This window comes from Lysinibacillus mangiferihumi (assembly GCF_003049665.1).
GTDB classification, from domain to species: Bacteria; Bacillota; Bacilli; order Bacillales_A; family Planococcaceae; genus Lysinibacillus; species Lysinibacillus mangiferihumi.
The window spans coordinates 40,697-53,138 of the sequence record NZ_PYWM01000002.1 but is presented as its reverse complement, the minus strand read 5'-3'; the positions used below and the strand labels follow the sequence as shown (position 1 = coordinate 53,138).

Here is a 12,442-nt window from a genome sequence, read left to right as displayed (position 1 = left end):
AATTATTTAGTTTGTAATGTAATTTGCTTTAAAACTTGATCAACAATTTGTTGCACCACTTCTGTATCCAATGATGGTGCTTGTGCCTTTATATTTTCTACTACCGGATGTAAATCAAATTCCGGAGCTGGCACCTCAATATCTTTCATGCCATAAGCCATGCGCTTAATATTTAATAAATGTCTAGCTGTAATGTTATCGGACGTAATATTACCTCCAAATGTCCCACAACCTAATGTAAAGGATGGTGCTAATCCAGTCGTACCACCAACCGCACCAATTGAAGATAGCGTGTTCACAACAATACGCGACACTGGTAAATCAAGCGAAAACTGCTCTGCTAACGCTGTATTTTCCGTGTGAATAGAACAAGAATGTCCTCGTCCTCCAATATTTAGTAGATCAATCATCACTTGTTTGGCCTCTGTGCTATCCTCTACTGTGTAGAAAGCAAATATTGGTGATAGCTTCTCTAATGAAAATGGAATGTTTTTTCCAATCATCGTCTCCAACCCAACAAGTACTTTCGTCTCTTCTGGCACCATAATGCCGATAGAATGTGCTAAACTCACCGCTGATTTTCCAACAATTTGTGGATTCACTTTGCCTGGAACAGGAGATATTAACTTTTCCATCTTTAATTTTTCTTCAGCATTCAATATATAAGCATGCTGTTTCTTTAATTCTGCTAAAACTTGTTCAGCTATCACTTTATCCACAATAATGGCCTGCTCTGTCGCACAAATTGTGCCATTATCAAAGGATTTACTTTGCACTAGCTGACGAGCGGCTTTTTGAATATTGGCTGATTTTTCGATGTAAGCCGGTACATTGCCAGGACCTACCCCATAGGCTGGTTTTCCAGAGCTATATGCCGCTTTGACCAACGCCCCACCGCCCGTTGCTAAAATTAAGTGAATCTGTGGATGTTTCATTAATTGTTGTGTCGCTTCCATTGAAGACATTGTTAAACATTGTAACAACCCTTCTGGCGCACCAGCATTTTCTGCCGCAACCCTACAAATATCTAAAGCTTCCTTTGTACATTTAACGGCATATGGATGCGGGCTTAACACAAGGCCATTTCTCGTTTTTAAAGAAATAAGCGTTTTAAAAATGGCTGTAGATGTAGGATTTGTTGTTGGCACAATTCCTGCGATAACGCCAAATGGACTAGCAATCTCTGTTACTTTCTTTAGTCGATCTGTGCCAATCACGCCAACTGTCTTTAAATCTTTAATATCTTCATATACATCTCTAGACGCTACTTCATTTTTCATTTTTTTATGATTTTGGATACCCATCCCTGTTTCTTCGACAGCCATTTTGCCTAATCGTTCTGCCTCTTTAAATGCGGCATCCGCAACAGCCTTCACAATACTATCCACTTGTTGTTGGGAATATTGCATATAGGCCGCTTGTGCTGCATTTGCTTGACTAACAGCGTCTCTCATTTCCTGAATGGCTAATAAGTCTTTATCTAATGTCGCCATAAAGCCGCCTCCTTTCTAAATAACCGGATTTCTCGCAACATGTTCAATTGCTTCTCTAAATGCATCTGCAGCAGCTTGGCAGGAAGACTGACTGCCACTAACTATGCCGCCACCAAAGTTGGTTTCGGAAGGTGGCCCAAAAAATAGCTTTAGCTCTACGTCCGCTGCCTTTAAAGCGGCATCTAAACCGACAACTGCCTCAAGTGGTGGTGCAATTAAATAAGCGAGCGCAGTGCCAATCTTAACGTCTGCTAACTGTGCTAAATAGCTGCCACAGCTTGCCACAGTATGCGCAAAAAGTGCATGGTTTTCATTATTATTAATGGCTTCGAAATACGTATCAAATTGCACTTTTTGCTCAATTGCCTCCAGCCCACTGCGAATTTCATCTGGGGAGCTACCCGCTATAATGCCAATCATTTCACCAGATAATGGTCCTGACGCATGAGCCGCTCCTGCATAGAAGCTTTTTGCATAAACCACTTCCACATCTGCTTTTTTTGTCGCTTCATCTAAAGCCACATATCCGACATCATCAATGGTTAGTGTGACTAGCCCAATGCTATGCTGATTTGGCTTCAACGCAAGCTGTGCTGCCAAGTCTCTATTCACTCTAGGAATCATCTGCATAGCCAAAATATCAGCCATAATTTTATGAGGATGCATTGCTTGTTCCCCCTAACCTTCTTTTGCGACAAGGTTTACGCCACTTGCCTTGTATTGCAATATTTTTTGCACGACAGTTCCTAAATAAGCTCCTGCCTCTAATGGAGGAATACCACCTTTATGAATGTTCGAAATAACCATTCGATCTGCTTCAACCGTACCTATTCTTGGCTGATAACATAAATACGCACTCATCGACTCTGCTGACACTAGACCAGGACGTTCACCAATTAAGTAAACAATGACCTCTGCTTGCAATAGTTCGCCAATTTCATCCATCAGCGCTACACGCCCTTTATCGATGTAAAAAGTAGTGCCTATTTCAATATTTAAATTGTTAAGACTTTGTTGTAATGCTAAATATACATCTTGGACATTTTCTTCAATCGCACTCGCACTTAAGCCGTTGGAAATAATAATTTGCACGGTTGGGCGTGCTTTACATGTTGATTGAATAAGTGTCTTCGCTTCATCAGATAAGCGGCGACCTAAATCAGGTCTCGTAATGTATTCTTCTTTATCCGTTACTTTTGTTGTTACTTGGAAGACATTCAGTTTTTGTAATAGTGCTTCTGTCACTTCTCCATACACTGCATCTACTGCAGCCGCATGATCGAGTCGGAATTTCAACCAAGTTTTTGTTTTTGGTCTTGTCCCCGCTCTACCAACACCAATTCTTGCAGGTGTATGCTTTTTAGCTGCTTGCACACTTTCTGATACATTTTGCTCTTCAAATTGAAAAGCCTTCGCCGTTTCTACAGTTGTGGAAACATCATAATTAGTAGTATTGTGCGAATAATCCTTTGTTGAAGCTGTTTGGTAAAGCTTAATTAACGATTGATCTGATGTTGCCTGTGGACTTGATAGTTCTTCTGTATGCTTAGCCGCACTATCATAAAATTTAATTAATGGTTGTTTTTGTTCTTCAGCTGGTGGAGCTGTTTCTGAAGAAGTGCCCGAAGTATTGGTCATTTTCTCCATCACAAGCTGTGTAATCATAGATACTAGCTGTTCATTCAATGGTCTCACCTACCTTTCAAATATCGATAAATCGCCAGCTCTAGCTGAAAGACGACCATTTTCGTAAATGCCCATTTTTTCTAACCAAGCTAAATATTCAGGTGCTGGTGTTTTACCAAATGTTTGGAGTAATGTTGCAACATCATGGAAGCTCATAGACTGATAGTTCAGCATAATATCGTCTCCCATCGGTGCCGCAATAATAAAGTTGACACCAGCTGCAGTTAGTAACACACTTAAATCTTCCACATCATTTTGGTCAGCCTTAATATGATTGGTGTAACAAATATCAACGCCCATCGGAATGCCGTGCATTTTACCCATAAAATGATCTTCTAACCCTGCCCGAATGACTTGCTTGTTGTTATATAAATATTCAGGGCCAATAAAGCCAACAACTGTGTTGACTATGTACGGATTAAAATGTCTAGCAAATCCATAGTTGCGTGATTCGAGTGTTACTTGGTCTATGCCCATATGTGCTTCAGCCGAGAGCTCGGAACCTTGCCCAGTTTCAAAGTAAAATAAATTCGGGCCCGTTGCCGTTCCCTGTTTCTTCACGAGTTCCTCTGCTTCTCGAATTAAGTCAGCAGAAATGCCAAATGAACGGTTTGCAATTTCTGTCCCGGCAATACTTTGGAAAATCATATCGGCAGGAGCTCCTTGCTTAATGGCTTTCATTTGTGTTGTAATATGAGCCAATACACAGTTCTGCGTTGGAATCGACCAATCAGTAATAAATTCTTTTGTCGCCTGTAACACCTTTTTAACACTTTCGACCGAGTCATCTACTGGGTTAATGCCGATAACAGCATCACCGATTCCATAGGACAATCCCTCTTTTAATGAGGCAATAATGCCATCGATATTGTCTGTTGGGTGGTTCGGCTGTAATCTTGAAGAAAGCGTGCCCTTTTGCCCTATCGTAATATTGCAAGTTGATAAGATTTCTACTTTATTGGCTGCATGAACAAGATCTAAGTTAGACATCAATTTCGTAACGGCTGCAATTACTTCTGAATTCATGCCTTTACTTAAACGTTTTAACTCTCGATCACCTGTATCATTCGATAAAATGTATTCTCGAAGCTGTTCAATACTCCAGTTTTTTATTTCGCCATATATTTGTTCATTAATATCGCCTTCAATAATGCGTGTCACTTCATCATTTTCAGGTGGAACTAGCGGATTCTCACGTATATCCTTGACTAACAATTCACTTAAAACAGCTTTTGCCGCAATTCGTTGTTGGACAGATTCAGCAGCAATCCCTGCTAGCTGATCTCCAGATTTTTCCTCATTGGCCTTAGCCATCACATCTTTTAATGAATGAAAATTATATTTTTCTCCACCAAATATCACCGATAGATTCACGTTCATCCTCCTTACTTTGAGTGGAAAGCAAGTGTTTTCACTACAATGGGGACAACACCAGAAGGTAGCACTTCCCCAATGTCAATGTAATCGCCTGTTTCTACTTTAATTTGATCGATGCATAGTATAGGAACTGTTGGATTAATGGCTTGTAGCGTTTGCCCTATGACCTTTGCATAATCTGATTGAATGACTATGATAATTGGTATGTCCTTGGAGCTTCTTGTTCCTAAGTATCGTAAAATGGCCTCGCACAATGCATGGACATCATCAAAACTCAAATACGGTAACTCACTAAAATAAAGTGCAAAAGGTACGCGGTGATCATCCAGTGAAAAAAGTGCATCTGCTCTGTCCACAGCTGTCTTCACTATTTGATCAAACGCTTTCGTTGCAACACTTGAGCAATTAAATACAGGAATATTTTTTAACGGTAATACATCCGCATCAACTTGAATCGTTGCACCACTAATTTCGGTTGTTTGGGTTCCTGCTCCAGTCACTGTAGCGCGAGCAGTTTCCTGCGGCTGTAGCCATAAAAACGCTTGAAGTTGCTCATGTTGTAGAAGCATGTTCGCTAGTTTTTCACCAATATCATCATATTGGCGCTGCGAACAATCATGATCATAAATGCAAGAAGCTACACCACCTGAAAAAACGATTGCATCCACAGGCTTATGCCAATTTGGTAAATGTCCTAACAATAATGGATGTTGTGCATCTTGTAGTTGTCCGCTTAACGTGTTAGCTAAAAAGTCCGCCATTTCTTGAATAAGTTGTGCAACGCGCGCGTCTTCTGCAGAGTCACCTACTTGTAATGGATTAGACCAATGCTTCATTAATTGCTTTATAGGAGGTGAGATAGAATAGACTTTGCCATGCTGAAATTCAATTAATCTACCACCAACATGTAAGGTGCATGTGCCGATCACTTCACCGAACTGCATCACTGCAATATTCGCCGTACCGCCACCAATATCTATATTGGCAATTACTTTAGCCGTGTTTTTGGACTGTTGCACAGTCCCCGCCCCTTTTGCAGCAATAATCCCTTCTAAATCCGGACCCGCAGTGGCAACTAAAAACTGTCCAGCTGCATCTGCAAGGGTATGGACAACCTCTCTAGCATTTTCTTTCGTAGCAGATTCACCAGTAATAATAATGGCGCCTGTTGAAATATCCGCCGGTGAAATTTGAGCCACTTGATATTGCTGAAATATAAATTTTTCTATTTGTTCCATATCAATAATGTCTTTCGTAAGAAACGGTGTTTTAATAATAGGACTTTGATGCAACACCGTTTTTTCAATAATTTCTATTCGTGGCACATGGGTCACCCCAGCAACATTTTTCAACAGAAAACGACTGACAACCATCTTTGTTGTACTTGTCCCAATATCAATGCCTGCACTATAAATTTTTTCTGTCTTCAACCTATGCCTCCTCTATGCCACTATGGGCAATATATGAGATAGGGACTATCACGGTCCTTGACAAACTGGCGAATTTCTTCGTCTGACCGAAGTTGAATAAGTGGTGCAATCAACTCAATGCCAAGCTTTTGCCATGCTGATGTTTGCACAATTGGACCGTGCGTCATCACATTTTTTAACAATGCTGTTGCTCTTTCTACATCTGCAAGGGGTGCATCAATTTTGGTAATCACACCAATTTGAATTTTGGGTATACCCAAGCTAAACTGCGGAGGAAAAACACTCCTTGATGACGTGGCATCTTGCAAATAAATCACATGTGTTACTTCAAGTGATGTTGCCATAATATTTCTGTAGTACATTGGATTTTCTATATATTCTCCAGGTGTATCAACAATCCAGTCATCAAATACGAGTGCTTGGGTTTTAATAGCTTGTCTATCTTTGCCTAATAACGCATTCATTAGCGTTGATTTACCAGCTTGCACACCACCTATTATCATTACTCGATTTTTCATTTGACACATCCTATGACTTCGTTATTTTAGATGGCGTATAACCGAGCATTTCCGATAAAAAACGATTGATTTCCAACATCGCCATTTCTACTTCAGATACACTACCAACAATAACGAGACTACCTGTAAAACGGTCTAAAAAACCTAGTTTTACATTGGCTGCCTTTGTGGCTAAATCCCCAGCTATAATGACTGTTTCACTCGGTGTACAAGTCATAATCCCGAGTGCACCCGCTTCTTGAATCCCAAGCTTTTGAAACATATCTGGATCGGGATTTGCAATTAGATGACTCAATGTTAGTTGCTTACCCGGCACAAACTCCTGAATAAAACGTTTCTTTTCCTCACTCACATATCATCACCTCTTTCTATCATGACTTTTGATCTGTTAAATATTCTCCCTCTTTAATAATGCCTGCCTTACGATCCTCTTGTTCTAGTTTTAATGCGGTCGGTACTGATAGCTTGTAAGCTAAAATTATGGCAAGCACCCCTGCTAAAAGCTTCCCTGCTATAACAGGTAATATAATCGTTGGTTGGAAATTAGCCGTAAAGGATAAATGGTCGCCTAACAGGAATGCTGAACAAACCCCGAAAGCAATGTTGATCACTTTATCTTTTGGTGGCATCTGACGAACAAGCGTAAACATAGCCAAAATATTAGCACTTGTCGCTAAAATCCCTGCACTTCCTACTGAAGAAAGACCTAATTTCTTCCCTGCTGTCTCGAGCGGTTTAGAAGCATATTTTCTTATTAAGTACACCATTGGGAAGGCACCCGCTAACATAATACCGATATAACCAGCCGTTTCTAATGCGCGGAATTGGTCGACACTATCTGCCATGATGGGATCAAAGCCCCATGCCCCAAAAATCTTAGTAAAAATGCCTGTAAAAATTTCGACAATAGAGAATACAAGCACAAGCTTAATACCTGCATCCATCACACGACCGAAAATCATAAACCCTTTGATCATGCCATTCGGGATAAGCTTTAGCCCTAACGCAATTAAGATAACAAAAATAAATAACGGTAATAAATTAAGTAATATTTGTAAAATAGAAATGGCAAACACATAGGTTGGTGCAGATGTTGTACTAATCACTTCACGAACCTCTGTGTTAAACATCACAATCATAATCGACGAAATAAATGCACCAATCGGAATAGTTAATACGCCTGCCATAATGCCTAATGCCATATACTTATGATCACGCTTGTCTAACATCGCAAGCCCCATTGGAATCGAGAATACAATGGTTGCACCTGACATAAAACCGACGACAAGCGCCATCACCCATCCTTCATACGACTCCTTTAAAGCATTTGCTAATTGATATCCCCCCATGTCCGACGCTAAAATTGCTGTAGCTGCAATTGCTGGGTCAGCTCCAATCAATTCGAAAATCGGACTAATAAAATGACTAATAAACCACGTTAAGTAAGGTATAGCTGCCATGATTCCTGCCGCAGGTACAAAAATATGACCTACCGTATGGAGTCCATTCATAAATTCTTTACCAATTCCATACTCTGCATCTCGAATCGCTCCGATTGCACCTAAAACTGCACAAATCATAATAATATAAACGATGATCGTTCCTATCATTGCCATCCTACTTATCCCCCCTTTGATTTTGATAAATATATATAAAAAAAAGACGCATTAAAGAAAAATTCTCTTTAAAGCGTCTTTGCTTCAATTATTTACTTGTAATGTATGAATAATTCGTTTTGCTATTGTTACCATTTCCTGTTGACTTTGCATACTCTCATTGCGAATTTTTTTATAAGCCTCGTCTTCACTAAGATTTTCTGCTTGCATCAGTAAACCTTTCGCCCGTTCGATGACTTTTCGCTTTTCTATTTCGCTTTGCTTATGCAATAATTCTCCGTTTAAACGGTTAAATTTATCGATTTGATGAAACGCCACTTCCAACGCTGGTAGGACATTTTTCTCAGAAAACGGTTTCATAACATACCCTAAAATATTATCCTGTTTCATGTATAATAACAACTCTTTTTCACTATAAGCAGATATAAAAAGCACTGGTATACCGAGCTGCTGTTCAATAATTTTACTCGCCTTTAGTCCATCTAGCTTCGGCATTTTGATGTCCATTAGTATCAGCTGAGGCTTATGTGTATAAGCTAGTTCAATCGCAGATTCGCCATTATTTGCCTGTGCTACTACTTCGTAACCATTATCTTCTAGCATAAACTTCAAATCAATTGCAATAAGTGATTCATCTTCGACAATCATAACTTTCCTAGTCATTTAGGATAAATACCTCCTCACTTACAGGAAACTGAATTTGAGTATGTGTACCTTGTTCACTAGGGATAATTGTAAATGTGCCAGCTAAATCATATTCAACAAGTCTTGTAATAATCTCCATTCCAAAAGATGCCTTCACTTCTTGCATCCCAACGCCGTTGTCGGAAATATGAAGTGAAATAAAAGATGCATCCTGAAGAAATTTTATATCAATTGTTCCTTCCTCACGATCAATAAAAGCATACTTTAAAGCATTTTGTAATAGCTCACAAATAATTAATGCGAGTGAAACCGCCTTTTTAGAATGACAATATAGCTGTAGTTCATCGTGATGGAAGATTAATTGAATGGCTGCTGTATGAGAAGTGCCAACCATTTTATACCCTATCTTTTTAGACAAAGCGATAACATCCACTTTTTCTTCCGCATTATCCTCATTTTCTAAAATAAGTTCGTAAACAGAAGAAATACTATAAATGCGATTTAATGCTTCCTGAAAAGCACTTGCATTTGAAGCTGCTAGGTCATTGCGCATTTGCAGTCGCAATAGGCTTGTAACCGTTTGTAAATTATTTTTTACGCGATGGTGAATTTCCCGTATAGCAAATGTTTTCATCATCAGTTCATTTTCTTTCAGCTTTAGCTCTGTTAGATCATGAATAATAAGCAGTGTCACTTTATCATTTTGACTGCGGATAGGAATTTTTTTCACAATAAAAGATTTACGATCAATCGTAATTTCTAAGAAAAAGACATCATCGCCTTTATCATAGACCTCTTGTAAAAAAGGTAATATTTTATCCAAAGCAACATTATCGAAATTTTCTAGTCCTGAAAGTTCCGTTATAAATCGGTATCCTGCAGGATTGCTATAAATGACCTTATTTTCATGATTTGTCAGAATAATTGACTCTACTAATAAATCAGACACAACTGGAATTGGCTGCGCGTTTGGTTCGACAATATGTTCAATTAATGCAAAAGGCATATTTTGAAAATCATCCTTTGGTGCAGTTTGCATCTTAACCTTTTTTTCTTGAATCAACACGGCGATAACCTGTCCATCATCATTAAAGAGGGGGACAACGTTTTGTTCTACAGTTAGACCTTCCTGTGTGATTGCTCTAGAAATGGATGATCTTTCTTTATGTTTAAAAGCTGCAAATACTGCTGGCTCGAAGCTTTCAAAGACAAATTTTCCAATCACTGATTTTTCATATAAACCAATTTCTTTTGTAGGGAATGCCTCTGCTACAACAATTGCATGTGGTAAATTTTCCATCATACAATCTATGAACATATAGCAATCTGTCAACTCAGCATAATAAGATAGTGTAGTTTCAATTTCTACTAACTTCTCGATATCCTTACCTGATAAGCTTGTATATTTACTACACAACGATTGAATGCTCGACAGGTCCACCCCCTATCATAGAATACTCAACAGTGATTGTGACTATTCCTTAAAATTTCTTGTCATCATTATAAACCTTTTGCAAAATTATTTTCAAGAAGAAAATTTAAGAAAATTCATTGCATTACAAAGAACTATATAGTTTAAAACAGAAATATTCAACACTTTTTTCGACAATCTCTAAAATCGGCACAATAATTATTATTTTAAAATAGCAAAAAGCAAGTTTACGCCAATGGTAAACTTGCCTTTTTTTCACTTTATTTCTGGTGTCACTGCTAAAATATTTTCAAATGTTTTCTGCTGTTTTGCTTCTTCCTCATTTAACAATATATGAATATCGCCATGATCATTCGATGTGCGAATTAATCGTCCCATTCCTTGTTGCAAACGCAATTGCATAAATGGTAACTCTACTTCTTCATACGGATTTTCAGCAAACGTCCGTTTTGCGTCAAATAATGGATCATGTGGTGGGAAAGGTAAGTCATATATTATCACACGTGTTAGCGCCTCTTCTGGCAAATCTAAACCTTCCCATAAATGGTAGGAACATAGCGTTTTTACTGTACCTTCTTGGAAATCACGAACAATAGCTGATAATTCACGATCTCCTTCAAACGCCACATACATTCGCTCCATTAGTGGTAATTCTGCTTTAAAGTTTAACATCGCTTGTTTTGATTTGAATAATATTAATGTTTTCTCACCGTCTCGCAACAATTGTTGGACACGGGCTGTTTTATTATTTTGAGATAGCTCATGTAAATAAATTCTCATCACTGCTTCATAATCAAACGGTGATGGAACTGAGAAAGATTGGTAATTATGGATACCAAGACTATAAGCAATATATGAGAAATCCTTATTGACGGATAATGTTGCAGAAGAAAATACGATTGGAAGCTTTTTTGAGAATAACTTTTCTTCTAAAACTTCTGTAATCAGTCGTGGCATAATAACCAATGTTTCTTCACCATCAGTTTCCTCTAACCAATCAACAGCATCGCCTTGTGCAGTAAAAATGCGAAGCGACGCTTGATATTGCTCTAAATATTCCTCTGCCATATTTAACTCATACTCTGGAATCATATACATTTCTGATTCAAAAACAAATTCTTCTAGTAGTACATCTACATCGGCAATCAATTGTTTACCATACTTTAAAAGTGTTGCAGATTTATTAATACGCTTCCGTTCTTCCTCAGACGCCACAATATCATCACGCAACTGATCGAAAAATAGTTCGTGATCGTCTTGCAATTTTTCCATTGCATACAAAGTTCGTTCACGTACTCCATCTACCATTAAACGCTCTAACAGAGGAACAATCGTCGTTGCCTGCACCTTATATGTCATTGCTTTTTGCGCCGCATATTCCAATAAATGCCCTTCATCTAGCACCATCATTGATACTTCGGGAAGTAACGCTAACTGCCCTTCACGTTCACGGGACTCTTTCGTTGCTAAATGCTCCATTAAAAAGTCTTGCGAGCAAATAATTAAATCCGTTGATTTACGATAATGTGCACGATGTAATGTTTGACCACAACGATTACGCAAATCACAGACTGAACATTGCATAATCGCATTATAATTCACTTTATGCCAATCTTCATCACTAACCGTTGGATAATCACTGCGATCACCATATGGTTGCACTGCAATCATCGAACCTTGTGCATAGACACCATCGGGAATTGAAAAAGCAATATCATCGATCCACTCATCCGTTTCGACTTTTTCTGCTTCTTCGAAACGCTTTAAGCATAAATATTGATCACGCGATTTTGCTAAACGGACATCAATTTCTAAACCGAGTGTTTTTTGTAATTTATAAATATCGCCGCCCTCTTTCACGAGCTGGTCGATTAATGTTTCATCTGCACAGGCAATTAGCGCTGGCTTACCTGTATAGCGTGCATAGGATACAGCCGGCAGTAAATATGCAATCGTTTTTCCTGTTCCTACTCCAGCTTCAGCAAATAACACATTTTTTTCTTTTAACGCCTGTTCAATTTGATAGGCCATGAAAATTTGCTCATCACGGCATTCAAATCCTTTTTCTGGTAATTCATCATAAAGGACATCGCCCATCCAGTCACCTAATGACTCGAAAAACGAGCGATCCTTCGTTAATGCAAATGGTAAAGATTTACGCAATTGACGTTCCCCCTCATACAATCTGTTCCTATTATACGCGACGAAACGGAAGATAAGAAAAAATCTTATCTTCCGTTATTCT

At 38.6% G+C, this 12,442-nt stretch carries 11 protein-coding genes; all 11 read right to left on the bottom strand.

All coding sequences use genetic code 11. The annotated features are described in order from the left end of the window. Positions 1-2: 2 nt before the first annotated feature. The 11 genes from C9J37_RS02265 to C9J37_RS02215 all read right to left on the bottom strand — a co-directional run bounded on the left by C9J37_RS02265 (position 3) and on the right by C9J37_RS02215 (position 12,360). Entirely contained in the window at positions 3-1,493 is a 1,491-nt protein-coding gene (locus tag C9J37_RS02265; RefSeq protein ID WP_107894068.1) for an aldehyde dehydrogenase family protein, read from the bottom strand. Positions 1,494-1,508: 15 nt separating this feature from the next. Further along, a complete protein-coding gene (gene eutL, locus C9J37_RS02260) occupies positions 1,509-2,159 on the bottom strand; it encodes an ethanolamine utilization microcompartment protein EutL (RefSeq protein WP_024363386.1) in 651 nt (216 codons plus the stop codon). A gap of 12 nt (positions 2,160-2,171) precedes the next feature. Continuing rightward, the gene (gene eutC / locus C9J37_RS02255; protein ID WP_107894067.1) at positions 2,172-3,179 is read right to left on the bottom strand and encodes an ethanolamine ammonia-lyase subunit EutC; all 1,008 of its coding nucleotides are present in this window, start codon (positions 3,177-3,179) and stop codon (positions 2,172-2,174) included. A 9-nt stretch (positions 3,180-3,188) separates the two neighbouring features. Further along, complete coding sequence (locus tag C9J37_RS02250) at positions 3,189-4,559, bottom strand: ethanolamine ammonia-lyase subunit EutB (protein ID WP_107894066.1); 1,371 nt, start codon at positions 4,557-4,559, stop codon at positions 3,189-3,191. Between the two features lie 5 nt (positions 4,560-4,564). After that, on the bottom strand, positions 4,565-5,986 hold the full coding sequence (locus tag C9J37_RS02245; RefSeq protein WP_107894065.1) for an ethanolamine ammonia-lyase reactivating factor EutA: 1,422 nt from the start codon (positions 5,984-5,986) through the stop codon (positions 4,565-4,567). A gap of 20 nt (positions 5,987-6,006) precedes the next feature. Then, positions 6,007-6,504, bottom strand: a complete 498-nt coding sequence (locus tag C9J37_RS02240) for a EutP/PduV family microcompartment system protein (protein WP_107894064.1) — start codon at positions 6,502-6,504, stop codon at positions 6,007-6,009. Between the two features lie 10 nt (positions 6,505-6,514). Next, positions 6,515-6,856: an ethanolamine utilization microcompartment protein EutS gene (gene eutS / locus C9J37_RS02235; protein WP_024363381.1), complete on the bottom strand. Its 342-nt coding sequence runs from the start codon at positions 6,854-6,856 to the stop codon at positions 6,515-6,517. Between the two features lie 19 nt (positions 6,857-6,875). Further along, complete coding sequence (eutH, locus tag C9J37_RS02230; RefSeq protein ID WP_024363380.1) at positions 6,876-8,120, bottom strand: ethanolamine utilization protein EutH; 1,245 nt, start codon at positions 8,118-8,120, stop codon at positions 6,876-6,878. Positions 8,121-8,204: 84 nt separating this feature from the next. Beyond that, positions 8,205-8,783 (bottom strand): ANTAR domain-containing response regulator, encoded by a 579-nt coding sequence (locus C9J37_RS02225; protein WP_107894063.1) that lies wholly within the window; start codon positions 8,781-8,783, stop codon positions 8,205-8,207. Continuing rightward, positions 8,776-10,182, bottom strand: coding sequence for a histidine kinase N-terminal domain-containing protein (locus C9J37_RS02220; protein ID WP_025219163.1), 1,407 nt, complete (start codon positions 10,180-10,182; stop codon positions 8,776-8,778). Before C9J37_RS02220 ends, C9J37_RS02225 begins: the two co-directional genes overlap by 8 nt. 270 nt (positions 10,183-10,452) lie before the next feature. After that, positions 10,453-12,360, bottom strand: coding sequence for an ATP-dependent DNA helicase (locus C9J37_RS02215; RefSeq protein ID WP_025219162.1), 1,908 nt, complete (start codon positions 12,358-12,360; stop codon positions 10,453-10,455). Positions 12,361-12,442: the final 82 nt, after the last annotated feature.